This window comes from Nisaea denitrificans DSM 18348, from assembly GCF_000426505.1.
Lineage (GTDB): Bacteria > Pseudomonadota > Alphaproteobacteria > Thalassobaculales > Thalassobaculaceae > Nisaea > Nisaea denitrificans.
The window spans coordinates 311,263-336,101 of sequence record NZ_AUFM01000011.1 but is presented as its reverse complement, the minus strand read 5'-3'; the positions used below and the strand labels follow the sequence as shown (position 1 = coordinate 336,101).

Below are 24,839 nucleotides of genomic sequence, written 5' to 3'. Positions count from 1 at the left end.
CCGGCTGCAATCCACATTTCTTTATTCCGGCACGTAGTCAGATGCGAGCGTACGCTCGTCAGTGCGCGGATTGTATTTCAGGCCCTTCTTCGTGGCCCAAGTATTGACCTGGTAGTGGAGAGGAATGATGCCCTGATCTTCTCCAATGCCCATGTCCGTTGCTTTCGCGAGAAGTCCAGCGCGCTTGGTATCATCCACTGTCGCGAGAGCTTCAAGCAACATGGCATCCATTTCGGGGTTGGAGTGACGGCCGCGGTTGGACGCCCCCATACCCTTGGACTTGTCGTGTGTTGCGAGAAGCGACTTCAGCGGCGAGGACGCCTCACCCGTGCCAGAGCCCCAGCCTACCAGCACGAGGCTGAATTCCGGCAGACCCTCCGCACCAGAGGAGGCGCGCTTGAAGAAGATGTTCTTGGTCATGGTCTCGACCTTGGTCGGGATACCATTACCGGTAAACAGCTGACCGATCGCTTCCAGGATCTTCGCGTCGTTGATGTAACGATCGTTCGGACCATGGATGGTTAGAGCAAAGCCATCGGGGTAGCCCGCTTCCGCCAGCAATTTTTTGGCACCGGCCGGATCATAGGCTTCGACCTCGAGATTAGGTGAAACGCCGAAAAATCCTTCCGGCAGCAACTGTCCTGCAGGAATGGCAACGCCTTCCATCACCCGCTTCACGATCGCTTCACGGTTGATCATTTTGGACAGAGCCTTGCGGACACGCGGGTCCAGCAGCGGGTTTTTAATCTTGCTGCCGTCCTTGGCCGTCACAAAAGGTGAGTCCTCGCGGAACTGATCCAGGTGGAGGTAGATCACGCGGTTTGAGATACCGGAGCTAAGAGTAACCCGTGGGTCCTTCTTCAGACGCTCCACATCGATCGTCGGCACGTTGTCGATGGCGTCAACATCACCGGCAAGCAATGCCGCCACGCGGGCCGGCTCTGACTTGATAAACTTGAAGGTCACCTTGTCCCAGGGCTGAGCAATCTCGCCGATATATCCATCGAATTTCTCGAGGATGATATGCTCACCCTTCTTCCATTCAACGAACTTGTAGGGACCCGAACCGATTGTCGCGGTGCCGTCATTGAAGTCCTTCGCCGAGATCCCTTTGTTCTTGCCGGAGCTATCCGTGCCTTTGGCTTCCGATGACATGATCATGACTGTCGTCATGTCGTTTGCCATCAGCGGATACGGCCTTTCGGTGACGATATGCAGAGTCAGATCATCGACCTTCACCAGCTTCTTACCCTTGGTGTAGGTCCGGAAGCTGGAATTGCCGCCTTCATAGCCATCAGCGCGCTCGAAGGAATAAATAACGTCATCAACCGTCAGGTCGGAACCATCGTGGAATTTCAGCCCCTTACGCAGCTTGAATTCCCAAGTGGTGTCGTTGACCGTTTTCCACGACTCGGCAATGCTGCCAAAAATCTGCTGCTTCGAATCGAAGTCGACCAAACGAGAAAAAACCTGTCCGATCATAGCATTGTTCGGTGTCAGGTTGTGGAAATACGGGTCCATTGAGGACGGCTCGGACCGGATACCAATAACGATATCGGCCGCCATCACATTTGCGGTCATCGCGGACAACGCCACGGCCGCCAGGCCTAGCTTGCGCAGTGCCTTCATCCCTGCCTCCTGTTCAATAATCACAATTTGATTTTGCCCCGGCTTGATACCTGCCCGGTGCCATTTTGATCACGGGAGAATGGCCGATAAAATGAGGCGCGGCAAGAGCTCTGGACACGCCAGACCGGGTCCAGGCAACTTGCCGCCGGGAAAGTCTTCGGTTTACCATCATAGATTAATCCGGTTGCCTGCTCGGAGCGCACCGATCAAGGAAGTCGCGTATGTCTGACATCGTCCGGGCAACCGCCCCGATCCACTATCCCGTGGAAATAGAGGCTCCGGACATTTCGGCCTATCGCGACGGCAATCGCGGCGTACCCTATTTCACCACATTCGACTCCGGCATCCCTGGCCCGAAAGTCCTAATCACCGCCCTCGTCCATGGAAACGAGCTTTGCGGCGCAATCGCATTGGATGACCTGTTCCGGAACAACGTTCGACCACGTGTCGGATCGCTTACGCTCGGTTTTTGCAACGTGGCGGCCAACGCTGAATTCCGGACTGATTATCCGGCATTCTCGAGATTCATCGATGAGGATTTCAACCGGGTCTGGGATCTCGATATCCTAGATAGCGATACCCATAGTCTTGAACGGGCAAGAGCGCGCGAAATCCGTCCTATCGTGGATGAAGCGGACTTCCTTCTCGACATCCACTCCATGCAGAACGCAACCGAACCACTTGTCCTGGCCGGACGCCACGAGAAAGGCCGGCTGCTCGCCGAGAGGGTCGGCGCACCGGGCCTGATCGTTCAAGACGCGGGCCATGCTTCCGGCCGCAGAATGCGCGATTACAGCTTCTTCAACGATCCCGAGGACCCTCGCAGCTCCCTGCTTGTCGAATGTGGTCAGCACTGGTCTCGTTCCGCCGCCGATGTCGCAATAGACGTCACCTATCGCTTCCTGCACGCCGTGGAAATGATCGACGACGATCTCCTGGAGCGCCATGTCGGCCTGCCCGCAGCCCCAGCGCAAACCGTCATCGAGATCACGGATGCGATCACTGTCACGACGGATTCCTTCTTTTTTCACGATGACTATGTCGGCATGGAAGTTATCCCGAAGGCGGGCACTGAAATCGGCATCGACGGGGATAAACCCATACAAACGCCGCACGACAATTGCGTCCTCGTCATGCCATCCCGGCGCCTGAGCCTCGGCCTGACAGCTGTCAGACTCGGTCGATTTGTTGAATAGGGACAATGAACTGCTCTAGGATCGCGGTCCTGCCCCGGTATGCAAGTGCCCCGACCTGCGAGAAAGCGTTCGGCGATCGCCGAAGTGAATCAAGAATTGACCGATACCAAGGCGTCCGACACACCTGAATCCGAATCCACAATCAGCACCAGTCCGAAAGAAAAAAAGCCCGGCGGAATCCAGCGCGCTCTTCTTGCGCTCGCCATCGGCAGCGCGGGCGGTTTCCTCTTTGCCTATCTGAAGCTGCCCCTGCCCTGGATGATGGGGGCAATGGTCGCGACGACGGTATGCTCTATTGCCGGTCTGAATATCGGCCTGCCGTCCACCGTGCGCATGGCCATGGTCGCCATTCTCGGGGTGATGCTCGGCAGCGCTTTCTCGCCGGCTTTGCTTGACCATATCGGCAAATGGGCCATCTCGGTGACCGGCCTGCTGGTCTACGGCGTCGTCGCTCTGGTTCTGGTCCTGGTCTTTCTTCGGCGCTTTGCCCGGTACGACCCGGTCACCGCCTATTTCTCATCATCTCCCGGCGGCCTGAACGAGATGGTGATCGTCGGCAAGGCCATGGGCGGCGATGAAAGGGTCATTGCCCTGACCCATGCCTCCCGCATCCTGATCGTGGTGATGATTATCCCGTTCATGTTCCGCATGTTTGGCGACTACCACCCGCAACCCGGCATGCTACCGCCCGGCTCCGGCTTTGACCTGCCGATGCATGAATGGGCACTGATGGCGGGTTGCGCGGTGATCGGACCGATCATCGCCATGCGTCTGAAGCTACCAGCCGCGCCGCTCCTTGGCGCCATGGTGCTGAGCATGGCCGTCCATTTGACCGGCCTGAGCAAGAGCGCGCCGCCCAGCATGCTCATAGCCGCGGCACAGGTCGTGCTCGGCACCGGCGTCGGCTGCCGCTTCGCCGGCACGGCCGTCAGCGAAGTCCTGAAGATCATCCGCACCTCTTTCGGTGCCTCGGTGATTCTGCTGGTTACCGCCGTTGGCGCCGGTTTTCTGTTGCAGGACATCACCGGCCTGCCCTGGTACGTACTGGTGCTCGCCTACGCCCCTGGCGGTCTTGCAGAGATGAGCATGGTGGCGCTCGGCATCGGCCAGGATGTGGCGTTCGTTGCCACCCACCATCTGTTCCGCATCGCCTTCATCGTCATCCTGGCGCCAATCGCCTTCCGGCTGATCCGGCGCTGGTTCTGATCCGCCTGTCGGGACACCCTCCCGACGGGCCGAGTACATCGTGCAATCTGGGGTCAGGTCTACCCCCGGAAACGCACCACGATCTGGGCACGCCGCGCGGCCTCCTCATTCTCGGCATGTTGCGGCGTTGCCTTGAGCCCAAGCTCACGTTGCTTGTACCGGTCAATATCGACCTGGGTCAGATCCATCAGGTCACAAAGCCAGATCGTGAAATTGGCGAAGAGCCGTTCGATCAAAAGCACGGGTTTCCTCCGGAAGCGGCACTCTGGATGTCCTTCATGGATATCTAAGCACCGGCCAATCCCTGAGAAAACCATTCATTCAATTCCAAATCGAGACGGCCCAGCCGTCAAACGAGTCAGGCCTGGCGTTCCAGGAAGCCATCGATCTCGGCCCAGACGGCATGCCGCACCGCATCGCATTCCAGCAGAAGCTCATGCTCGCCCTCGGCAAAACTGACGAGCCGCGCATCCGGCAGCATCGCGGCGACTTCCCGCTGCCCCGCATTGCTGACGATCCGCTCGCGTCCGGCGCTCAGGATCAGCACCGGGATGCGGATGCGCGAAAGATAAGATGGACGCTTGACCAGCCGGATCGACCGAAACGCCGAATAGACCCAGGCGAAAGTCGGCCCGCCTAGGGCAACATCCGGGTTGATCTCGATCTGCTCATGAATGCGATCGAAGCGGGCCCGGTCCGTTGTCAGCGGATTGTTCTCGTATCGCATCTGGCCCGGCACATAAGGCCCTGCTCCGGGAATGAAACAATCCCCCAGACCGAGGCGCACCATCGTCTTTGCCAGACCATAGGCCGCCATTCGCGGCCAGGTTCCGGTGAGGATGTCAGCCATTGGCGCGCACAGGACCGCGCGCTCGAACAGATCCGGATGATCGTGTGCCGCACGCAAGGCCAGGTGCCCGCCCATGGAATGCCCCATGATGACGTGTGGTCCCGGCAAATCCGCGAACCGGGTTATCCGCAGTACTTCCTCGAGATCGTTGAGAAAGTGCTGCATGTCGGGGATATGACCCTTGCGGCGATGCGGCAATAACCGGTCGGAAAGACCCTGCCCGCGCCAGTCGAACGTGATGACGCCATAACCACGGGCACGGAGGGCCGCAATACTCTCCAGCCCCTTCTCGATAAACTCGGTGAAACCGGCCAGCATCAGCACCGTACCCGCCGCCTTCCCCGCTGGGGCGGGAAACCGGGCAATGCGGAGACGGACCCCGTCCGCCATCTCTGGAAACTCGGCAGAGCCGCCGGTGCTTTCGATGGTCGGGACCGGGCCCAGATCACTCACATCAGACATTGAGGAGCAAATACTCCCGCTCCCAGGCACTGATAACCTTCTGATAGGCAGCTGATTCCGCGAGCTTCACCGAGGTGAAGACATCGACGAAGCGCTGCCCCATGATTTCCTTCAGCGGCTTGGCCCGGTTCAGCCGCAACAGGGCGTCTTCCAGATGACGCGGCAGCTTCGCGGCAAGCGCATAGGCGCTTGTATCGATCGGTGCCGAAGGCTCGATCCTCTCTTCCAGGCCGAGATACCCACAGGCCAGAGAGGCGGCCATCGCGAGGTAAGGATTGACGTCCGCCCCGGCGACCCGGTTCTCCACCCGGCGCTCGTTTGGTTTCGAGATCGGCACCCGCAAACCGGTGGTCCGGTTATCAACGCCCCAGTGCATGTTGATCGGCGCGTCGCTATCCGGGATCAGGCGCCGGTATGAATTCACATACGGCGCAAGAAACGGCAGGGCCGCCGGCAGATATTTTTGCAGACCGCCGATGAAGTGCAGGAAGTCCTCGGAATGGCTGCCGTCCTCATTCGCGAAGAGATTCCGGCCGTTTGTGACATCGTAAAGGCTCTGATGCACATGCATCGCGCTGCCCGGCTCGTCCTGCATGGGTTTTGCCATGAAGGTGGCGTAGACGCCGTGATCCAGCGCCGCCTGCCGGACGGTCCGTTTGAATAGGAAGGTCTGATCCGCAAGGTCGAGTGCATCGCCGTGGTTGAAGTTGATCTCCATCTGTGCGGCGCCGGACTCATGGCTCAGCGTGTCGATATCGATCTCCTGCGCCTCGCAATAGTCGTAGATATCCTCGAACAGCGGATCGAACTCGTTCACCGCGTCGATACCGAATGCCTGACGCGCAGTCTCGGGACGGCCGGACCGGCCAATAGGCGGCACCAGCGGGTAATCAGGATCAGGGTTCACCTTGACGAGGAAGAACTCCAGCTCCGGCGCGACGACCGGGCGCCAGCCCTTGTCCGCATAGAGCTGCAGGATTTTTTTCAGCACCATGCGTGGCGATATATCGACCGGACGACCGTCCTGATAATAGGCGTCGTTGATAATCTGGGCCGTCGGTTCCTTGTACCAAGGCACCATCCGTATCGTATCTGCCTGCGGCGCCAGAAAAATGTCGCTGCGCCGAGGATCGAGATCCTTTTCCTCGATATAACTGCCAGTCACGTCCTGACCGAAAATAGCCTCCGGCAGACGCAGACCGCGTTCTCCAATCCCATCCAGAAATTTCGCCGCGGGCAGGATCTTGCCGCGAGGGATGCCGGCATGGTCGGAAACCATACATTCGACTTCCGTTATCCGTCTTTCACTGATCCAGGATTTAAGATCGACTGACATAAATGCTCCGCGAGCCGTTTCAACATAATCATGCGCCTCGCCCGGGGACGACAAGCGTGATAGGGCTCCGATATCTGAAAACGGATAAGCGCAATGACTACCGCAACCTATTACCACGCATTCACATCCGAGGACGAGCGGCGTCCGCAGCTGAACGGCGAAATCGACGCAGATATTTGCATCATCGGCGGCGGCCTGACCGGTGTCTCGGCAGCCCTGCATCTGGCGGAGCGCGGATTCAACACGGTCCTGCTCGAAGCCGGTCGGATCGGCGACGGTGCCTCAGGCCGCAACGGCGGTCAAATCTGCATGGGCTATAGCTGTGGCATGGAGGCGTTCGAACGTGCCGCCGGAATGGATGCGGCGCAGCGCTTATGGGCCATGGCCAACGAAGCCATCGAGGATATACAGGTCCGCATCGCCCGCCACGCCATCGAGGCGGATTACCGCCGCGGCTATATTCACGCAGCCCTGAACAACCGGCAGGAGCGCGGCCTCGAGGAGATGGCCGAGTCCTGGTCAAAAACCTACGGTTTCACCGATCTCAAAATGCTGAACCGCGCCGAGACGGAAGCGGCAACCGGCTCACAACTCTATAGCGCTTCACTGCTGGAACAGGGCAGCGGGCATATGAACCCACTCGCCTACCTCTACGGTCTGGCACGAGCCGCCCAGAATGCCGGGGCCAAGCTCTTCGAGGAAAGCCGGGCCCTCGCTATCCAGAAGGGCGCGACGGTCACAGTCGAAACCGATACCGGCCGCGTCAAAGCGCGAATGCTGGTGCTGGCCGGCAATGCATATCTCGATGCTCTCGTGCCGGAAATCCGTTACCGCGTCGCCCCCGTGCTCAGCGCCGTTGCCGCCACGGCCCCGCTAAGTGCTGATCAAGCCTCCCGCATCCTGCCCGGAGAAGAGGCTGTTGCGGACTCGAATACCGCACTCAACTATTTCCGGAGGACTGTCGATAATCGCCTGCTGTTCGGCGGACTCGCCAGTTATTCCGGTCGGCCCATCACGAATGCGGCGGATGCCCTGCGCCGGTGTATGGCCAAGGTCTATCCGGAACTGAGCGATGTTGTGATCGACCATGCCTGGTCCGGAAAAATCGCCATCACCACCGGCCGGATGCCTGATTTCGGACGGATCGGCAGCAATATCTACTACGCGCAGGGTTTCTCCGGGCACGGTCTGGCCCTGACCGGTTTTGCCGGCAAGATCATCGCAGAAGCCGTGGCGGGCGATGCCGAGCGACTCGATATGTTCGCCCGGCTGCCGAACCTGCGCTTTCCTGGAGGCCCTGCCCGGACAGCCCTGCTTGCCCTCGGCATGGCCTGGTTCAAGATGCGGGACCTGCTCGGCCTATCGAAATAGACCGAGCTGGCTCCTACAATCCCAGCGCCTCCTGCGGCCTCTTGAAACCCATACCGTGCGAGTCCGCGACAGCCTTGTAGGTGATCTCGCCACGGTGAACGTTCAGCCCCTGCATCAGATGCAGGTCATCGGCAAGTGCCTGGCGGTGTCCCTTATCTGCCAGAGCCAGCACGAACGGCAGCGTGGCATTGTTCAGCGCAAAGGTCGATGTCCGCGCAACGCCTCCGGGCATGTTAGCGACGCAATAATGAACCACATCATGGACCATGTAGGTCGGCTCCCGATGGGTCGTCGCGCGTGAGGTCTCGAAGCAGCCACCCTGATCAATCGCCACATCAACAAGGACGGAGCCACGCTGCATCTTCGCGACCAGCGCATCCGTTACCAGTTTCGGCGCGGCAGCCCCCGGGACCAATACAGCACCGACCACCAGATCCGCGGCTATCACATGCTCTTCGATCGCATCCACCGTCGAATAGATCGTGTTCAGCATCGGCCCGAACTGGAGGTCGAGTTCATAAAGCCGCTCAAGACTGCGGTCGATGACCGTCACCTTGGCTTCCAGCCCCATCGCCATACGCGCCGCGTTGGTCCCGACCACACCGCCGCCGATGACAACGACATTGCCCGCCGGAACACCCGGCACACCGCCAAGCAGGGTTCCGCTGCCGCCTTGCGCCTTCTCAAGGCAGTGGGCGCCGGCCTGTATCGCCATCCGCCCCGCAACTTCGCTCATCGGCGCCAATAGAGGCAGGCCGCCGCGGGCACCGGTGACGGTCTCATAAGCGATTGCTATCGCCCCGCTCTCGATCAGGCCCTTGGTCTGTGCCAGATCCGGCGCCAGATGCAGATAGGTGAAAAGGATCTGTCCCTCGCGCAGCATCTTGCATTCAGCTGCCTGCGGCTCCTTCACCTTCACGATCATGTCCGCCTTGGAGAACACCTCATCCGCAGTTCCCGCGATTTCGGCACCGGCGGCGATATACCGGTCATCATCGAGACCGATGCCATAGCCGGCATGGGTCTCGACAAGAACCTTATGACCATGATGAACCAGCTCCCGGACGCTGGACGGGATCAATCCGACCCGGTTTTCATCCGACTTTATTTCTCTGGGCACGCCAATCAGCATGGTGTCCTCCCTGATTGAGATTTGAGGCAGTTTCCCGACACTCTGTCGAACTCGCACTCCACCCTGTCAAGTTAGGGATACTAGCTCAACGATAGCTGGTCTTTTCTTGCCACAATACGGTCACGATTGATCACGAGAATTTCTTTTGCAGAACGTCGGACGGCTCCTAGGCTGTTCACATGAAGGTGTCTCTGTTCGTCTATATTGGACAGCAGAGTGACACGGGGGAGAAGGTCATGGCCATCGAAGCTGGAAATCTGAAACGCTCTTGCGTCGTTCTTGGCGCGATTGTTTTCAATGTTCTGGTCTGGCTGACCGCGGCACTGCCGCATCTGGTGATTTAACCAGAGTCGCATTTGATCCGGCGATCCGTTTGTTCGTGAACAATGGATGTTTACGCTGGTACGACACGGGCACTGGAAGTGATCCACGATCGGCACTAGGATTCCGGCTCTGAGTTTGCCGGAGAATATCTCATGTACCGCCATATCATCGTCGGCCGTGGCCTGATCGGCTCCGCAGCCGCGCGCCATCTTTCCTCCTGGCAGGATGGAGTCGCCGTCATCGGCCCGGATGAACCTGCGGACAGGCAAACTCACTCAGGCGTATTCGGCAGCCATTACGACGAAGGCCGCCTGACCCGGATTTTCGATCCGGAGCCCGAATGGTCGATTACCGCTGCCCGCTCCATCGGCCGCTATCCGGAAATCGAAGCCGAGAGCGGCATCACCTTCTTCACCCCCGCCGGGTTTCTCAAAATCGTCGGCTCGGAAGACCCCGTTATCAAACCGGCCGTCACACTCGCACGGGAGAATGGCGGGAACGCCACCGTGATCGGCGCAAACGAGATGCGCGAGCTCTATCCATTCCTCTCGCTACCCGACGATTGCGCGGGCATCCGGGAGACGGAGACCGCCGGCCATATCAGCCCGCGCGCTTTGGTCAAGGCGCAGACGACAATCGCCAAAAAACAGGGCGCCGAGACCATCAACGCCGCCGTCACAAAGATCGATGTCCAGAGCAGCCATGTCAGCGTCACCACAGATGACGGACAGACCCTTACGGCAGAACGGGTCCTGGTCGCGACCGGCGGCTACACGACAGCCATGAAGCTGCTGCCGAGGCCGCTGGCTACGACGGTCTATGCCCGCACCATCCTGCTGATCCGGGTCACAGAACCTGCTGCCGAGGCATTGCACGGCATGCCCACCATCATCGACCGGTATGCAGGCTCCTACATCCTGCCTCCTATCCGGTACCCGGACGGGCATCTCTATGTGAAAATCGGCATCGGAACGGAAGCCGATGCTCAACTGGCAACCGTCGACGACCTGACAGACTGGTTCAAATCCAAGGGCTCAGAGCGCAACCGGCTGGAACTTACGGACGTCTTCGAGGGCGTCATCCCGGTTCTGAAGGACTGCCCTGACCGGCACACGGATACCTGCGTGACCACCTTCAGCACCTCGGGCCTGCCATATATCGACTATGTCGCCGGCGACCGACTTGCCGTTGCCATCTGCGGTAACGGCAAGGGAGCTAAAGGCTCGGACGACTGGGGGTACGCCGCCGCCCGGCTGCTCGAAGGCAGCGATTGGGACCATCCGGTTCCACGCTACAAGCTGAAAGCGGTGTTTTCCTGAGACTCAAACAGCCATCGGCGTTCCGCGCGCCTTGTCGACACAGGCTGCCGCCACCGCATCCATGATGGCTTCGGCGTCGATGCCATGCGTCTGGTAAAGATCCGGCAGATCGCCGGACTGGCCGAACGTGGTGACACCAAGAGGGAACAACCGACGGCCAAGCGCGCTGCCGATCCAGCTCAAATTTGCCGGATGACCATCCTGCACGGTGATGATCCTGGTTTCCGGGCCGAGCCCGCCCATCAGTTTCTCCAGATGCGGAACAGGGGCGTCCGGACGGCGCACGCGCGCCTGCCAGTCAGCATAGAGCCGGTCCGCACTGGTGACCGCGAGCACACCGACACCCGGCAGCTCTTCCTCCAGCATCTCGCGGGCCTGCAGCACTTCCGGAACCACCGCACCTGTATAGACGATCACGGCCGGTGCCTGCGGGTCCGGCTCAAGCAGCCAGTAACCACCAGAGACAATGTCGTGCCTGAGATCGGCGGTCATCTCCCTCTCGGGCTGTTCCTGCGGCCGTGTCGAAAGCCGGAGATAGACCGCCCCGCCATCATCCGCCTGCATGTAGTTGAAGCCCCAGGCCATGATCTCCGCCACCTCGTCCGCATAGGCTGGCTCGAAGCTCAGCAGGCCAGATTGGCCCATGCCGATCAGCGGTGTCGAAACGGATTGGTGCGCCCCACCTTCCGGAGCGAGCGATATCCCGGACGGGGTTGCCACCACCATGAAGCGGGCGCCCTGGTAGCAGGCGTAGTTCAGTGAATCGAGACCGCGCGCGATGAACGGATCGTAGAGCGTACCGACCGGCAGCAGCCGTGTGCCGAATAGCGGCCCGGATAAGCCGAGCGAGGCCAGCATCAGAAACAGATTGCTCTCCGCGATACCGAGCTCGAAATGCTGTCCGCCACCATGCCGCAGCCATTTCTGCGCAGACGCCACCTTCTCGTCCCGGAAGACGTCGTTCCGCATGTCGAGGCTAAAGATACCGCGCTGGTTCACCCAGGGGCCGAGATTGGTCGAGACCGTCACGTCCGGCGACGTGGTGACGATGCGAGAGGCAAGCGCAGAGTTGCCCCGCGCCAGCTCGTTCAGCACGGCGCCAAAGGCCTGCTGCGTCGATGTCTTCGCCGCGCGCTTCAGCACGATGCTCTCCGGCAACTCGACCTTGGCTGCATGATGGATCCGTGATCCGCCCCGGTTGAAGGAAACACCGGCGAGATAGTCCCGCACCTCTTCCGCAGGCATCTCGAGACTGGCGAACGGGTCCCACTCATCCCCTTCCGGCACTCCCATATGAGACCGGAACAGCTCCATCTGGTCCGGCGTCATCAGGCCCGCGTGGTTGTCCTTGTGTCCGGCGAGCGGCGTGTTGAAGCCCTTCACCGTGTAGGCGATGAAACATTGCGGGCTATCGTCTGAAACTCCGTGGAAAGCGTCCAACACCGCTTCCATGTCGTGCCCGGCGAGGTTGGTCATCAAAGCATGCAGGGTCTCGTCGTCATGATCGTCGAGGATCGACTTGATGCCCTTGACCCCGTGCAGGTCGCGCTTCAGATGATCCCGCCAGGTCGTGTCACCGCCGGCCTGCCCCTTGAAGGTCAGGGCGCTGTAGAGATCGTTCGGACAATCATCGATCCAGTTTCGCAGCACCTCGCCGCCGGGCTCCAGGAACACACGCTCCAGCTTCTTGCCGTATTTCAGCATGTTGACGTTCCAGTCGACCGTGCCGAAAAACTGCCGGATCTTCTGGAACAAGCCATCCGAGACCACACCATCCAGGCTTTGGCGATTGTAGTCGATCACCCACCAGAGATTCCGGACGTCGTATTTCCAGCCCTCCAGCATAGCCTCGTAGATATTACCCTCATCCAGCTCCGCGTCGCCCATGACAGCGATCATGCGGCCAGCCGGCTGCTGCTGCAGGCCCTGATCCTGCACAAGGTGATGCAGCCGCACATAATCCTGCACCATGGAGGCGAACAACGTCATGGCCACGCCAAGACCGACAGAGCCCGTGGAGAAATCCACCTCGTCACGGTCCTTGGTCCGCGAGGGATAGGACTGCGCCCCGCCGAGTGCCCGGAAGCTCTCCAGCGCGGACTGGTCCTGCCGGCCCAACATGTATTGGATAGCATGGAAGACCGGGCTCGCATGCGGCTTCACCGCGACCCGGTCCTGCGGTTTCAGGACGTCGAAATAGAGCGCCGTCATCAGGGTCGAGACAGAAGCGCAGGAGGCCTGGTGCCCGCCAACCTTGATCCCGTCGCGGGAGGGCCGGACATGGTTCGCGTTATGGATCATCCACATGGCGAGCCAGAGAACTTTCTTCTCCAGCTCACGCAGGGTTTCGATCTTGTTCTGTGGCTCTACCAGGCCCATTGCGGCCTCCTGAAAACGGATGATATCGGGAGGACTATGGGGTTCGCATAATAAACCGTCGATAGACGGACGGAAATTCGCAAGGATCGTTCCGATCCCGTTATCGGGCCACCTGATCTTCCCGATCAAAGCCGCAGTTTATTATGATCACTGCCGCTGCCGTTTTGATCCACATATGGGCGGGCCGTGAATCAGCCCCCTACTTTACCGTTTCGCATTCCAGCACAGCGACAACTCCGGGATAATCACGCCCAACTTTGGTGAATAATGCCTGCCACCAATCCGGCTGCCGCACTGTCTCGTGTGCGTTGTCCCCGTTTGGAAGAATGGCTCGCGCCGGATAGCACGCGATGGCGGCGTAAACGAATTTCCGGGATAGGCTGAATAGTTCATCGATAACCCAAGGCAAATCAGCTTCGGGGATATGTTCAAGGACATCGGTGCAAACAACACCGTCCGACGCAGTCTCGGGAAGGCTCGAGAATGACGGTACACCCGGATCGTATAGCCTGATCTCCGAGACGCCCCAAAACTGTTGAACAGTGCCGGTTTTTCCATTCTGATCGCGCAACTGGACGGAGTGATATTGCCCTCCCTTGCCACAACCATAATCCAAAACGGTTGTAGCATCGTGCATGTTGATCAGCTCCCGTATTCGGCCGATATGAGACAACAACTGCTGCCCCGGATACGCTTCTTCGGCGCATACATGCGCAATAACGCCACCCTCATCACGTTCAAATCCTTCTGCGTGCATTGACCTATAGAGCTCTAGCAACGCCGTATAACGAGAACTAGGTTTGGCGCGGCTATAAACTGTCATGGTTCCGTTCACGATTCTTGATCAACCCCAGAAAGCCTTAGGCATTGACCTCGGCCACGTCCAGTTTTTCAATCGCCTGCTGATCTTCCGAACTTTCCCGCATTTGCTGCCGCCACATCGCCGCATAAATTCCATCCTGCGAGAGCAGCAAATCATGATTGCCGCGCTCGGCGATCTCGCCGTCGCGCAGCACAATAATCTCATGCGCATCAACCACGGTCGAAAGCCGGTGGGCGATGACCAGAGTGGTGTAGTCCTGGCTGACCTCGGAGAGGCTGTTCTGGATCGCCTTTTCCGTCTGGCTGTCGAGCGCCGATGTCGCTTCATCGAACAGGAAGATCTTCGGCTGTTTCAGCAATGTCCGGGCAATTGCGACACGTTGCTTTTCACCACCCGACAGTTTCAGGCCGCGCTCACCAACCGTGCTTTCATACCCGTCCGGCAGGCTTACGACGAAATCATGAATCCGGGCCAGACGGGCAGCCTCCTCGATTTCGGCTGTGCTTGCATCGGGCCGGCCGTAGGCGATGTTGTAATAGATCGTATCGTTGAACAGCACAGTGTCCTGCGGAACGATCCCGATAGCCCGCCTCAGGCTCTCTTGCGTGACTGAGCGGATATCCTGACCGTCGATCAGAATCGCGCCATCGTCGATATCGTAAAAGCGGAACAGCAGCCGGGAGATGGTCGATTTTCCGGCACCGCTGGGGCCGACCAACGCAACGGTCTTGCCTGCCGGTACATCGAAGCTGATCCCCTTCAGAATGCCGCGTTCGGCCGAATAACCGAACTTCACGTTATCGAACCGAACCGCGCCTTTCTCGACCACAAGATCTTTCGCGTCCGCTGCGTCCTCGATCTCCGCCTCCTCATCGAGCAGCAGGAACATCTGCTGCATGTCTGTCAGGGACTGTTTTATCTCGCGGTAAACAAAACCGAGGAAATTCAGCGGCATATAGAGCTGGATCAGGTAAGTATTCACCATCACGAAATCGCCGACCGTCGCCTTACCGGTCGCAATATCGCCGCCCGCAAGCGCCATGACGACCATCAGCCCGACGGCGATGATCCCGCCCTGACCGACATTGACCAGTGACAGGCTGGTCCGGCTTTTGACGGCCGCGTCCTCGTAGCTCCGCATGGAGCGGTCGTAGCGCTCCTCCTCATGCGTCTCGTTGCCGAAATATTTGACCGTCTCGTAGTTCAGCAGGCTGTCGACCGCGCGGGTGTTCGCGCGGTTATCCATCGTGTTCATCCGGCGCCGGATCTTCAGCCGCCATTCCGTCACCAGCATGGTGAAGGTGATGTAGGAAAAGATGGTTCCAAAAGTGGCGATGGCATAGCGGAAGTCGAACATCCACCAGAGCACACCGCAGACCAGGAAGATCTCGAACAGCGTCGGCAGGATGTTGAAGAGCATGAAGTTGAGCAGGAACTCGATGGCCTTCGTGCCCCGTTCGATCACCCGGGTCAGCCCGCCGGTCTGGCGATCCAGATGGAAGCGCAGCGACAGCCGGTGCAAGTGCCGAAACGTCTTGATGGCAACAGCCCGGATCGCTCGTTGGGCGACACGGGCAAAGAAGAACTCGCGCAACTGGGCGAAGGCCTGCTGGCCAAGGCGCGTCATGCCGTAAGCAACAATGATCCACAACAGGACGGTGAAATCGAACTTGTCACCCGAGATCAGGTCGACCGCTTCCTTGTAGAGGATCGGGACATAGACCGACGCCGCCTTTGCCAGAACAAGGCAGGCAATTGCCACCACCACCCGCGCCCGCATCTCGAACTGACCTTTCGGCCAAAGATAGGGCAGCAGGGATTTTATCGTATCAAGGTCGGCAGTCGCCGGCGGATCGGACTCGGTCAGATTAGCGGTCGGTCGACGTGACATAAAACTTCCTGTCGGGCAGCGCCGGGTGGCGCACCCCGCTTATTGCTTTGTTCGATAAATATGGAACTATTGGCTGCGGACACAAGGCAAATCGACAGGCTGTGCCTGTGGCGCCTGTTCACACTGGCTGGAAGCTTCGCAGCTTTGGCTGACGAAGGAGTATAACCGGAACCGCCCACCGGGATGGAAGGCTGAAATATTTTCCGTTGAGCCTCTTGCCGCTCAGCCGCTGTTGCGGAGCCCTGCTGCGATCCCGTTGATCGTAAGCTGGATACCACGCAGCACCTTCGGGTCCTCCGCATCACGGCGATAGTCGCGGAGCAGATTGACCTGCAGGTGGTTCAGCGGATCGAGATAGGGGAAACGGTTCGAGATCGACCGTGACAACAGAGGGTTCCCATCGAGCAGGGTTTCATCCTGCATGATCTGGAGCAGAGCCTCGATGGAGGCTTCCCTTTCATCGCGAATCCGCTGGAAAATCGCATCCCGCAATTCCCCGTCTTCAACCAGATCGGCATAGCGCGATGCGATCGCGATATTGGTCTTGGACAGAACCATCGCCATGTTTGAAAGCTGCGCCTTGAAGAACGGCCACTCCCGATACATCGCCCGAAGGCGGTCCAGTCCATCATCCGGATGTGCTTCCAGCCATGACTGGAAGGCACTTCCGAAGCCGTACCATCCGGGCAGCATCAGGCGGCATTGCGACCAGCTGAAAACCCAGGGAATGGCACGCAGATCGGCTATCTTTCCGAGTTTCTTCCGGGACGCTGGGCGCGAGCCGATGTTGAGAGTGGCAATTTCATTGATGACCGTCGAACCCCAGAAATACTCGTCGAAGCGCGGGGTTTCATAGACCAGCGCGCGATAGGCCTTGAAAGCGCTGGCCGAGAGCTCTTCCATGGCCTCCAGAAATTCAGACGGAACATCGTCCCGATCCGGCCGCAACAGCGAGGCTTCAAGGCATGCGGCGGCAAGGATCTCCAGGTTTCTACGCCCAAGATCCGGGTTCGTGTACTTGCTGGAGATGATCTCGCCCTGCTCTGTCAGGCGGATATGACCGTCCACCGCACCGGCCGGCTGGGCCAGAATGGCTTCGAAACTCGGACCGCCGCCGCGCCCGACAGTGCCGCCACGGCCATGAAACAGGCGCAGCCGGACATTGTGATGCCGGAACAGCTCGATCAACGCGATCTCGGCCTTGTAGAGCTCCCAGCCGGACGTCAGATAGCCGCCGTCCTTGTTGCTGTCGGAATAACCAAGCATGACTTCCTGAACGCCGCCAAGATCATCCACCAGAGCGCGATAGGCCGGGATTGACAGGAGCCGGTCCATGATGCCGACGCAATTGCGCAAATCCTCAATGGTCTCGAACAGCGGGACGATATTGACGGCGCTTCGGCCTTCCGGCGTGACGAGGCCGACCTCCTTCAGAAGGATTGCCAGTTCAAGCAGATCCGAGACGCTCTGGGTGTTGGAGATGATCGCGGTGGTAATCGCACGCGGTCCATAGCGCCTGTGTGCCGCCGAAGCAGCCCTGAAGATCGCCAGCTCCTTCTCGGTTTCCTCCGAATAGTTCTCGAATGGACGCAGGAGCGGGCGGAGATTGCCCAGCTCCGATGAGAGCAGAGCAACCCGCTCATCCTCTTTCAGAGCCGTGTAGTCGGGCACCGCCCCAACCGCCTGCAGCAGATCCCCCACGGTACGGGCATGCACCTCCGAGTTTTGCCGCATGTCCAGGGTGGCAAGATGGAAGCCGAAGCAATCGACTGCACGCCGCAGGCGGCGCAGACGCCCTTCGGTCAGTTGGCGAGAGCCATGCGCGACCAAAGAGGCATGCACAATGTCCAGGTCCGCGCGCAGGGCTTCAGGGCTCTCATATTTGACGAATGCGGAGCGCTCTTCGCTCGCCACGGGCGGTATTCCGTGCGCGGGCAACACATCAGTCGGCAAAGGCTCCTTCACGGCGTCCAGCGTTGCCGCAACCCGGCTGCCGATACCCGAGAGCGCACGGCGATAAGGCTCCAGCACGGTGTGTTGCGAGACGTCGTCCGCGTTGACCGCAAGTGCGGCCAGCTCCTCCGATACCGATACGATACGCAGCGAGAGGGAGAGCTCGTCCTCCAGCTTCTGAAGCTCCGACCTATAAAAGCCGAGCACGCGCTCGCTCTGCATCTGCAGGGTGCGCTCTACGACAGCAGCAGTTACGAACGGATTGCCGTCCCTGTCGCCGCCGATCCAGCTGCCGATACGCAGGAAAGACGCCAGCTCGACGGGCTGCTCGCTCCCGTCCATGGTCGTATCCATGGCGGAAATCCGGTCTTCGAGACGGCAATAGAGACGCGGCAACTCCCGAAAGAATGTGTAGTCGTAATATGTCAGGCCGTTTTCGACCTCATCCGCCACATCAAGCCGGCTCTGGCGTAGCAGATTGGTCTGCCAGAGCGTGAGGATCGCCCGGCCGAGCTTGGCGTCGATATCCTCCGCCTCTTCCGCCGTCCACGGTCCCCGTTCCAGCTTGGCGATGAGATCGGCGACAGCCATCTCACGGCGCATCGTGCTCTTGCGGCGCACTTCCGTCGGATGCGCTGTCAGCACCGGGCTCACCAATGCGTTCCGGAAGAAAGCTTCAAGACCGCCGGCCGAAAACCCGGCTTCGGCAGCACGGCCGAGTGCCGCTTCGATCGTTCCTCCACGGGCGGCTGAACCGGCAATGTCGTGTGCCCGGTTCCGGCGGGTGTGATGAAGGTCCTCGGCGATATTCGCGAGGTGCGAGAAGTAACTGAATGCCCTAATCACCTGTACCGACTGGTCCGGGTTCAGACGCTCGAGAATGCTCTCGAGTTCCTGCTTCGCCGTCAGTTCGTCATCGCGATGAAAGCGGATCGAGGTCTGCCGGATATTCTCGATGATATCGAAAACATCCTGACCTTCCTGCTCCCTGACAGTGTCGCCGAGCAGGCGCCCCAGGAGCCGGATATTCTCGCGCAGCGGCGCGTCCTTGCCGTCTTCAACCTTGGAATCCAGACGCGTCTCATCGGGCATCGCGACCTCACATCTTCAAATGACGTGCGCCTCTCTCGAGTCCGGGCCGTGTCGCACAGGCCTTTGTTCGCGAGCGCAGCATTCTGATTATAGGGGAGGCCTATACGGCACGTCGGTCAAGGGATCTTTGCAGCGCAAAGACCGAGAATATCCCGCACGGACTCAGCCTATGGGAAGCTTACTGGAAGGACTTCAAACTCAGGAAGCGACGTTGAAGCTCTCGCCACAGCCGCAGCGGCTTTCTTCGTTCGGGTTATTGAAGACGAAGCCCGAATAATATTTGTCTTCCTGGAAATCCATTTCGGAGCCGAGGATGAACATCACGGATGTCGGGTCGACAAAAATGGTGACACCCTTGTCCTCGACCATGTCCTCGAATTTTTTCCGCTCTTTGGCGTACTCGACGAAATAGCTGAGGCCGGAGCATCCCTTGGCTTTCACGCCAACGCGCAGTCCAAGAACACCGTCCTCGGGTTTTGCCGCCATCAGGGACTTGACCCTTTCCGCGGCAGCGTCCGTCAATGTGATCGGGGCTTTACCGGGCTGAAACATGTTGTCTCTTTCCTCTGTCTAGCCTGTCGTCATTATATAGTGATGATCTGGATCAAATTCTAGAACATGTTGAGTGCGAGGCGGGCCTCGTCGCTCATCCGTTCCGGTGTCCAGGCCGGCTCCCAGCTCAACTCTACCTGCACCCGGCCAACACCTTTGACGCTGGCAGCTTTCTCACCAACATCAATTGGAAGCTGTCCGGCAACCGGACAGGCCGGCGCTGTTAGCGTCATCAGAATTTTGACATCGCCATTATCCTTGATATCGATCTCGTAGATCAATCCCAGCTCGTAGATATCGACCGGGATTTCCGGATCGTAGACTTCTTTCAATGCGAGGATGATCTCATCTTCCGTGGCTACACGCACGCCTTCGGCAAGCGGCTCACCCACTTCGGCAACGATGCCTTCTTCCGGCGGCGGGATATCCAGAAAGTCATGCATTCCGGGTCCAGGCTGCATCACGAAAAGATCTCCCTCACCTTTTCCAGACTGTCGACGAGTGCGTCGATGTCCTGACGGGTGTTGTAAAGGCCGAGACTGGCCCGGGCCATGGCCGGCACATCGAACCGCTCCATCAAGGGCTGGGCGCAATGGTGCCCGGCGCGCACCGCAACACCGGCCTGGTCGATGATCGTCGAAATATCGTGCGGATGGGCGCAATCCATGACGAAGGACAACACACTCGCCTTGCCCGGCGCCGTGCCAATCAGGCGCAGCCCCTCGACAGAGGCCAGACGCTGGGTCGCGTATGTCAGCACGTCGGCCTCATGCGCACCGATTGCCGACATGCCAATGGCATTAACATAGTCGACCGCAACCCCGAGACCGTATGCCTGGACGATCGGCGGCGTTCCCGCCTCGAACTTGTGCGGCAGGTCCGCCCAGGTCGATTTCGCAATCGTAACCGTGTTGATCATGTCGCCGCCGCCCTGCACCGGCGGCATTTTCTCCAGCAACGCTTCCTTACCGTAAAGGATACCGATCCCGGTCGGACCGTAGAGCTTGTGCCCGGAGAAAGCGTAGAAATCACAATCGATATCGACCACGTCAACCGGCATATGTGTGACGCCCTGCGCCCCGTCCACGACCAGGATCGCACCGGCCCTGTGGGCCAGCGCGGCGATCTCCTTCACCGGCAGGACGGTCCCGAGTACGTTCGAGACATGCGGCACGGAGATGATCTTCGTCCGATCCGTGATCAGAGCTTCCAGCGCGGAGAGGTGAAACGCCCCCTCCTCGTCGACATCGGCGGCCTTGAGCACCAGCCCCTTCTCGTCCCGAATCATCTGCCACGGCACGATGTTGGAGTGATGCTCCATCGTGGTGATGATGATCTCGTCGCCTTCCTCAAGGAAGGCACGGGCATAGGATTGTGCAACGAGGTTAAGCGCGTCGGTGGTGCCACGGGTATAGACGATCTCGTGGCTGTGCTTGGCATTGATGAAGGCCTGAACCTTCTCACGCGCGCCTTCGTAACGCGCTGTCGCGAGCTCACTCAGATAATGCAGACCGCGATTGACGTTCGAATATTCCGCCTCATACATCCGCGTCACGGCTTCAATTACCTGACGCGGCTTCTGAGCCGACGCTGCCGAGTCGAGATACACCAGCGGCTTGCCGCGAACTTCCGTCGACAAGATCGGGAAATCCTGCCGGATCAGGTCAACGTCGTACCCTGCCTCGCTCATGACGCCGCGTCCTCTCTTTTCGCGCGCTCCGCCAGCCAGTCGGTAATTTTCGCACCGAAGGCCTGGGCAACGGAATCCATCCGGATTTCTTCCAGCGCATCGCGGAGGTAAGCCTCGATCAGCATATTGCGGGCGTCGTGTTCCGCAATGCCGCGGGCTTTCAGGTAGAAGAGCTGATTATCATCAAGTTCGCCCACCGTTGCGCCGTGGCTGCACTTTACGTCATCGGCATAGATTTCCAGCTCCGGCTTGCTGTCGATTTCCGCCTTGCGGGACAGCAACAGGGCCCGGTTCATCTGGTAACCGTCAGTCTTCTGCGCCGGGCGCTGCACCAGGATCTTGCCCTGGAAGACGCCGCGTCCGTTTTCGTCCAGAACGCCCTTGTAGATTTCGCGCGACTGGCTGTTCGGCTTGGCATGCTCGATGAAGGTTGTGTTGTCGAGATGCTGGTTGGCCGCCGCCATGTAGACGCCGTTCACCGCATAAAGGATCTCGGAGCCGTCAAGCTTGCCGCGGATCTCGTTCCGGGCCAGCTTGGAGCCGCAGGAAAGGGCGAAGTTGTCGTAGATAACCTTCTCGCCGCACGTCACATGGGTCATGGCCACGTGATAGGCCGAACGGGCCTCATTCTGCAGCTTGTAATGATGGAAGATCGCCTCGTCCTCGACCGTGACATGGGTCACGGAATTGGAAAAATAGCTGCCCTCGCCCACACCGACATGGCTTTCGACCAACGTCGCCTTGGCGTTCGCACCAACCCAGACAACATTGCGCGGCGCGAAAGCAACCGGCTCGTCACCGGCGGTGCCAATGGAGATGATGTGGATCGGCTTTGCGATATCGGCGTTCCTGGCGACCTCGATCAGCACGCCGCCGGTAATCCCGGCCGTGCTGAGGGCCGCAAGCGGCAAGCCGTCGATAGCGCTCTCGTCCTGGAGCGCATGTTTGACGGCTCCGCCGTCCCGTTCCATCGCCTTCGACAGGGGCGTGATCGCCAGGCCGACAGGCAGATTGTCGAGCGCCGACCGGCTTTCGTCGAGCCGGCCGTTCACCAGGACGATCTCAATCCCCTTGATGTCCGCGACGCTGTCGCGCGGAATCTCAACTGGTTCCAGATCAGCCGACGGCGCCGCGAAGGCAAGGCCGCCGAGTCCGCGAAGGCTGGTATACTTCCAAGCTTCCGTCCGGTTGGTCGGCAGGCCGAGGGTTTCGAATGTCTCCGCACCCGCAGCTGTAACCGCCCCGAACCAGTCCGGCGCACCGTCAACGTGCATCGCGCTGAAAGCCTTCAGCAACGCATTGTCATTTGCCATATCGTTCGGCATGTCTCGTTCTCCGAACCTGTTCAGGCAGCCTTGCCGGTGAAATCGGCATAGCCCTTTTCCTCGAGCTCAAGCGCGAGTTCCTTGCCGCCCGAACGCTGGATCTTGCCTGCCGCCATGACATGCACGAAGTCCGGCTGGATATAGTCGAGCAGGCGCTGATAGTGCGTGATCAGCAGCATGCCACGATTCTCGTTGCGCAGCGCGTTCACGCCGTCGGCAACGATCTTCAGGGCATCGATATCAAGGCCGGAATCGGTCTCGTCCAGGACGCAAAGGGTCGGCTCAAGTACCGCCATCTGCAGGATCTCGTTCCGCTTTTTCTCACCACCGGAGAAGCCGACATTCACGGCGCGTTTCAGCATGTCGTCGCCCATTTCGAGCGCCTTCGCCTTCTCGCGTACGAGCTTGAGGAACTGCATCGCGTCCAGCTCTTCCTCGCCGTGATACTTGCGCTTGGAATTCAGCGCTTCACGCAGGAATGTCATGCCCGGAACGCCCGGAATTTCCACCGGATACTGGAAAGCCAGGAAGACGCCTTCATTAGCGCGTTCGTTCGCTTCCAGCTCGAGCAGATCCTTGCCGTCGAAGGTTACTTCACCTTCGGTCACCTCATAGCCGTCGCGGCCAGCCAGCACGTATGACAGCGTGCTTTTGCCAGACCCGTTCGGGCCCATGATCGCATGCACTTCGCCGGGCTGGATGACGAGGTCGATCCCTTTCAGGATTTCCTTGTCTTCCTCTTCCAGTGAGGCGTGCAGATTCTTGATTTCCAACAGGGCCATATCTCTCTCCGAGCGTATTATTTGATATTCCGGCGCGTCAGCCGACGCTGCCTTCAAGACTGATACCGATAAGTTTTTGAGCCTCGACGGCGAATTCCATTGGAAGCTCTTTCATGACTTCCTTGCAGAATCCGTTGACGATGATCGAGACCGCGTCCTCTTCCGAAAGACCGCGCTGAGAACAGTAGAAAAGCTGGTCCTCGCTGATCTTCGAGGTCGTCGCCTCATGCTCGATCCGGGCAGAGGGATTGCGGGATTCGATGTAGGGCACCGTGTGGGCGCCGCACTGATCGCCGATCAGAAGGCTGTCGCACTGGGTGTAGTTGCGGGCGCCTTCGGCCCCCGGCAGCACCTTCACCAACCCGCGATAGGTATTGTCCGCCTTGCCCGCACTGATGCCCTTGGAGATGATCGTCGACTTCGTGTTCTTGCCGATATGGATCATCTTGGTGCCGGTATCGGCCTGCTGGGCATTGTTGGTAATGGCGACGGAATAGAATTCACCGACCGAATTGTCGCCCTGCAGGATGCAGCTCGGGTATTTCCAGGTAACGGCGGAGCCGGTTTCCACCTGGGTCCAGGAGATCTTCGAGCTATCACCACGGCAGGCACCGCGTTTGGTCACGAAGTTGTAGATGCCCCCGGCACCGGTATCATCGCCCGGATACCAGTTCTGCACCGTCGAATACTTGATCTCCGCTTCCTTCATCGCGACCAGCTCAACCACGGCGGCATGGAGCTGATTCTCGTCACGCTGCGGGGCTGTGCAACCTTCCAGATAGGAGACGTAGGAGCCCTCTTCGGCAATGATCAGGGTGCGCTCGAACTGTCCGGTGTTTTCCGCGTTGATGCGGAAATATGTGGAGAGTTCCATCGGGCAGCGCACGCCCTTCGGGATGTAGACGAAGGAGCCGTCGGTGAAGACGGCGCAGTTCAGCGTCGCGAAGTAGTTGTCGGAATACGGGACGACCGAGCCGAGATACTTCTTCACCAGCTCCGGATGCTCCTTGATGGCTTCCGAAATGGAGCAGAAGATGACGCCGTATTCGGCGAGTTTCTTGCGATAGGTCGTCGCGACAGACACGGAATCGAACACCGCGTCCACCGCAACCACGCCGGCCAGAACTTCCTGCTCTTTCAGCGGAATGCCGAGCTTCTCGTAGGTCCGCAGCAGCTCCGGATCGACCTCGTCCAGGCTGTTTGGCCGGTCCTTGATCTTCGGCGCGGCGTAGTAATAGATATCGCTCAGATCGATGGGTGTATACTCGACCTTTGCCCAGTCCGGCTCTTCCATGGTCTTGAAATGCTCGTAGGCCTTCAAGCGCCATTCCAGCATCCATTCCGGCTCTTCCTTCTTCGCCGAAATGAAGCGGATCACCTCTTCGCTGAGACCCTTCGGAGCCATCTCGGACTCGATGTCGGTGACGAAACCGTACTTGTATTTCTCGGTTCCGAGCTGCTCGACCTGTTCGATTGTCTCGACAGTTGCCGCCATGATCGTGTTATCCCGCTATCTTAATCGCTCGT

At 59.3% G+C, this 24,839-nt stretch carries 20 protein-coding genes; 5 read left to right on the top strand and 15 right to left on the bottom strand.

Going from position 1 to position 24,839, the window contains the following annotated elements; genetic code table 11:
• Nucleotides 1-21: 21 nt before the first annotated feature.
• Nucleotides 22-1,629 (bottom strand): ABC transporter substrate-binding protein, encoded by a 1,608-nt coding sequence (locus tag K328_RS0102295; protein WP_028464576.1) that lies wholly within the window; start codon nucleotides 1,627-1,629, stop codon nucleotides 22-24.
• Between the two features lie 221 nt (nucleotides 1,630-1,850).
• On the opposite strand from K328_RS0102295, the gene K328_RS0102290 reads away from it, so the two are divergent.
• Nucleotides 1,851-2,825 (top strand): M14 family metallopeptidase, encoded by a 975-nt coding sequence (locus tag K328_RS0102290; RefSeq protein WP_036553064.1) that lies wholly within the window; start codon nucleotides 1,851-1,853, stop codon nucleotides 2,823-2,825.
• Nucleotides 2,826-2,909: 84 nt separating this feature from the next.
• A complete protein-coding gene (locus K328_RS0102285) occupies nucleotides 2,910-4,031 on the top strand; it encodes an AbrB family transcriptional regulator (RefSeq protein WP_205620568.1) in 1,122 nt (373 codons plus the stop codon).
• 59 nt (nucleotides 4,032-4,090) lie between these two features.
• Here K328_RS0102285 and K328_RS0102280 read toward each other — a convergent pair whose 3' ends face one another.
• From K328_RS0102280 to K328_RS0102270, 3 genes are all read right to left on the bottom strand, one after another.
• Nucleotides 4,091-4,273, bottom strand: a complete 183-nt coding sequence (locus K328_RS0102280) for a hypothetical protein (protein WP_028464573.1) — start codon at nucleotides 4,271-4,273, stop codon at nucleotides 4,091-4,093.
• A gap of 116 nt (nucleotides 4,274-4,389) precedes the next feature.
• Nucleotides 4,390-5,343, bottom strand: coding sequence for an alpha/beta hydrolase (locus K328_RS22235; protein WP_028464572.1), 954 nt, complete (start codon nucleotides 5,341-5,343; stop codon nucleotides 4,390-4,392).
• The gene (locus tag K328_RS0102270; protein ID WP_028464571.1) at nucleotides 5,336-6,679 is read right to left on the bottom strand and encodes a glutamine synthetase family protein; all 1,344 of its coding nucleotides are present in this window, start codon (nucleotides 6,677-6,679) and stop codon (nucleotides 5,336-5,338) included. The genes K328_RS22235 and K328_RS0102270 overlap by 8 nt, the downstream gene beginning before the upstream one ends.
• Nucleotides 6,680-6,772: 93 nt before the next feature.
• Between K328_RS0102270 and K328_RS0102265 the strand changes: the two genes are divergently transcribed.
• Nucleotides 6,773-8,050 (top strand): NAD(P)/FAD-dependent oxidoreductase, encoded by a 1,278-nt coding sequence (locus K328_RS0102265; RefSeq protein ID WP_036553062.1) that lies wholly within the window; start codon nucleotides 6,773-6,775, stop codon nucleotides 8,048-8,050.
• A gap of 13 nt (nucleotides 8,051-8,063) precedes the next feature.
• On the opposite strand, the gene ald is transcribed toward K328_RS0102265, so the two are convergent.
• A complete protein-coding gene (gene ald, locus K328_RS0102260; RefSeq protein WP_028464569.1) occupies nucleotides 8,064-9,182 on the bottom strand; it encodes an alanine dehydrogenase in 1,119 nt (372 codons plus the stop codon).
• A gap of 179 nt (nucleotides 9,183-9,361) precedes the next feature.
• Here ald and K328_RS26900 point away from each other — a divergent pair, with 179 nt between their 5' ends.
• A complete protein-coding gene (locus K328_RS26900; protein WP_205620567.1) occupies nucleotides 9,362-9,526 on the top strand; it encodes a hypothetical protein in 165 nt (54 codons plus the stop codon).
• 132 nt (nucleotides 9,527-9,658) lie between these two features.
• Nucleotides 9,659-10,825 (top strand): NAD(P)/FAD-dependent oxidoreductase, encoded by a 1,167-nt coding sequence (locus K328_RS22230; RefSeq protein WP_051284330.1) that lies wholly within the window; start codon nucleotides 9,659-9,661, stop codon nucleotides 10,823-10,825.
• A gap of 3 nt (nucleotides 10,826-10,828) precedes the next feature.
• On the opposite strand, the gene K328_RS22225 is transcribed toward K328_RS22230, so the two are convergent.
• The 10 genes from K328_RS22225 to sufB all read right to left on the bottom strand — a co-directional run bounded on the left by K328_RS22225 (nucleotide 10,829) and on the right by sufB (nucleotide 24,807).
• Nucleotides 10,829-13,204, bottom strand: coding sequence for a transketolase-like TK C-terminal-containing protein (locus K328_RS22225; protein WP_036553061.1), 2,376 nt, complete (start codon nucleotides 13,202-13,204; stop codon nucleotides 10,829-10,831).
• A gap of 199 nt (nucleotides 13,205-13,403) precedes the next feature.
• Complete coding sequence (locus K328_RS22220; protein ID WP_051284328.1) at nucleotides 13,404-14,027, bottom strand: class I SAM-dependent methyltransferase; 624 nt, start codon at nucleotides 14,025-14,027, stop codon at nucleotides 13,404-13,406.
• 37 nt (nucleotides 14,028-14,064) lie between these two features.
• Nucleotides 14,065-15,918: an ABCB family ABC transporter ATP-binding protein/permease gene (locus tag K328_RS22215; RefSeq protein WP_051284326.1), complete on the bottom strand. Its 1,854-nt coding sequence runs from the start codon at nucleotides 15,916-15,918 to the stop codon at nucleotides 14,065-14,067.
• A gap of 222 nt (nucleotides 15,919-16,140) precedes the next feature.
• Complete coding sequence (gene ppc, locus K328_RS0102230) at nucleotides 16,141-18,963, bottom strand: phosphoenolpyruvate carboxylase (protein ID WP_028464568.1); 2,823 nt, start codon at nucleotides 18,961-18,963, stop codon at nucleotides 16,141-16,143.
• Nucleotides 18,964-19,161: 198 nt separating this feature from the next.
• Entirely contained in the window at nucleotides 19,162-19,515 is a 354-nt protein-coding gene (locus K328_RS0102225; protein ID WP_028464567.1) for a HesB/IscA family protein, read from the bottom strand.
• A 59-nt stretch (nucleotides 19,516-19,574) separates the two neighbouring features.
• Entirely contained in the window at nucleotides 19,575-19,976 is a 402-nt protein-coding gene (locus K328_RS0102220) for an SUF system Fe-S cluster assembly protein (protein ID WP_028464566.1), read from the bottom strand.
• Complete coding sequence (locus K328_RS0102215) at nucleotides 19,976-21,205, bottom strand: cysteine desulfurase (RefSeq protein WP_028464565.1); 1,230 nt, start codon at nucleotides 21,203-21,205, stop codon at nucleotides 19,976-19,978. The genes K328_RS0102220 and K328_RS0102215 overlap by 1 nt, the downstream gene beginning before the upstream one ends.
• Nucleotides 21,202-22,530 carry a Fe-S cluster assembly protein SufD gene (gene sufD, locus K328_RS22210; RefSeq protein WP_051284324.1) on the bottom strand — a complete coding sequence of 443 codons (1,329 nt, stop codon included), beginning with the start codon at nucleotides 22,528-22,530 and terminating at the stop codon, nucleotides 21,202-21,204. Before sufD ends, K328_RS0102215 begins: the two co-directional genes overlap by 4 nt.
• 20 nt (nucleotides 22,531-22,550) lie before the next feature.
• Entirely contained in the window at nucleotides 22,551-23,312 is a 762-nt protein-coding gene (gene sufC, locus K328_RS0102205; protein WP_416366111.1) for a Fe-S cluster assembly ATPase SufC, read from the bottom strand.
• A gap of 37 nt (nucleotides 23,313-23,349) precedes the next feature.
• Nucleotides 23,350-24,807, bottom strand: coding sequence for a Fe-S cluster assembly protein SufB (sufB, locus tag K328_RS0102200; RefSeq protein WP_028464563.1), 1,458 nt, complete (start codon nucleotides 24,805-24,807; stop codon nucleotides 23,350-23,352).
• Between the last annotated feature and the right edge of the window lie 32 nt (nucleotides 24,808-24,839).

Excerpts from the sequence above, each read along its gene's own strand:
- ppc (WP_028464568.1), bottom strand. The coding sequence starts at position 18,963 with ATGCCCGATGAGACGCGTCTGGATTCCAAGGTTGAAGACGGCAAGGAC.
- K328_RS0102295 (WP_028464576.1), bottom strand. The coding sequence starts at position 1,629 with ATGAAGGCACTGCGCAAGCTAGGCCTGGCGGCCGTGGCGTTGTCCGCG.
- K328_RS0102225 (WP_028464567.1), bottom strand. The coding sequence starts at position 19,515 with ATGTTTCAGCCCGGTAAAGCCCCGATCACATTGACGGACGCTGCCGCG.
- K328_RS22225 (WP_036553061.1), bottom strand. The coding sequence starts at position 13,204 with ATGGGCCTGGTAGAGCCACAGAACAAGATCGAAACCCTGCGTGAGCTG.
- K328_RS22220 (WP_051284328.1), bottom strand. The coding sequence starts at position 14,027 with ATGACAGTTTATAGCCGCGCCAAACCTAGTTCTCGTTATACGGCGTTG.
- ald (WP_028464569.1), bottom strand. The coding sequence starts at position 9,182 with ATGCTGATTGGCGTGCCCAGAGAAATAAAGTCGGATGAAAACCGGGTC.
- K328_RS0102220 (WP_028464566.1), bottom strand. The coding sequence starts at position 19,976 with ATGCAGCCTGGACCCGGAATGCATGACTTTCTGGATATCCCGCCGCCG.
- sufD (WP_051284324.1), bottom strand. The coding sequence starts at position 22,530 with ATGCCGAACGATATGGCAAATGACAATGCGTTGCTGAAGGCTTTCAGC.
- K328_RS0102265 (WP_036553062.1), top strand. The coding sequence starts at position 6,773 with ATGACTACCGCAACCTATTACCACGCATTCACATCCGAGGACGAGCGG.
- sufC (WP_416366111.1), bottom strand. The coding sequence starts at position 23,312 with ATGGCCCTGTTGGAAATCAAGAATCTGCACGCCTCACTGGAAGAGGAA.
- K328_RS0102270 (WP_028464571.1), bottom strand. The coding sequence starts at position 6,679 with ATGTCAGTCGATCTTAAATCCTGGATCAGTGAAAGACGGATAACGGAA.
- K328_RS0102290 (WP_036553064.1), top strand. The coding sequence starts at position 1,851 with ATGTCTGACATCGTCCGGGCAACCGCCCCGATCCACTATCCCGTGGAA.
- K328_RS26900 (WP_205620567.1), top strand. The coding sequence starts at position 9,362 with ATGAAGGTGTCTCTGTTCGTCTATATTGGACAGCAGAGTGACACGGGG.
- K328_RS0102215 (WP_028464565.1), bottom strand. The coding sequence starts at position 21,205 with ATGAGCGAGGCAGGGTACGACGTTGACCTGATCCGGCAGGATTTCCCG.
- K328_RS22235 (WP_028464572.1), bottom strand. The coding sequence starts at position 5,343 with ATGTCTGATGTGAGTGATCTGGGCCCGGTCCCGACCATCGAAAGCACC.
- K328_RS22230 (WP_051284330.1), top strand. The coding sequence starts at position 9,659 with ATGTACCGCCATATCATCGTCGGCCGTGGCCTGATCGGCTCCGCAGCC.
- sufB (WP_028464563.1), bottom strand. The coding sequence starts at position 24,807 with ATGGCGGCAACTGTCGAGACAATCGAACAGGTCGAGCAGCTCGGAACC.
- K328_RS22215 (WP_051284326.1), bottom strand. The coding sequence starts at position 15,918 with ATGTCACGTCGACCGACCGCTAATCTGACCGAGTCCGATCCGCCGGCG.